The following is a 271-nucleotide window of genomic DNA, read 5'->3' on the forward strand; positions in this document are numbered from 1 at the left end:
GTTGTGGTGTCTGGGTTTGAACCGGTAGATGTGATGGAATCCATTTTACGTATTGTGCGCCAAAAAGTGGCTGGCAAAGCGGAGCTTGATAACCAATACAGCCGCTCAGTGAGTTACGAGGGCAACATTGCCGCTCAACAGCTGGTCGACAAATATTTTATGGTCCGCGACAGCTTTCGCTGGCGTGGATTAGGGCCTATTGCCAATTCGGCACTGACACTGCGTCCTGAATATCATCATCGCGATGCCGAACGCATTTATGCAAAAGTAT

Annotated in this window: 1 pseudogene; it reads left to right on the plus strand. The window is 49.1% G+C overall.

Annotation, left to right across the window (positions count from 1 at the left end):
- Positions 1 to 271 (plus strand): annotated as a pseudogene (locus AAEY88_RS13730) (hydrogenase formation protein HypD); the annotation flags it as partial.

Source organism: Psychrobacter sp. CAL346-MNA-CIBAN-0220, assembly GCF_040309805.1.
Lineage (GTDB): Bacteria > Pseudomonadota > Gammaproteobacteria > Pseudomonadales > Moraxellaceae > Psychrobacter.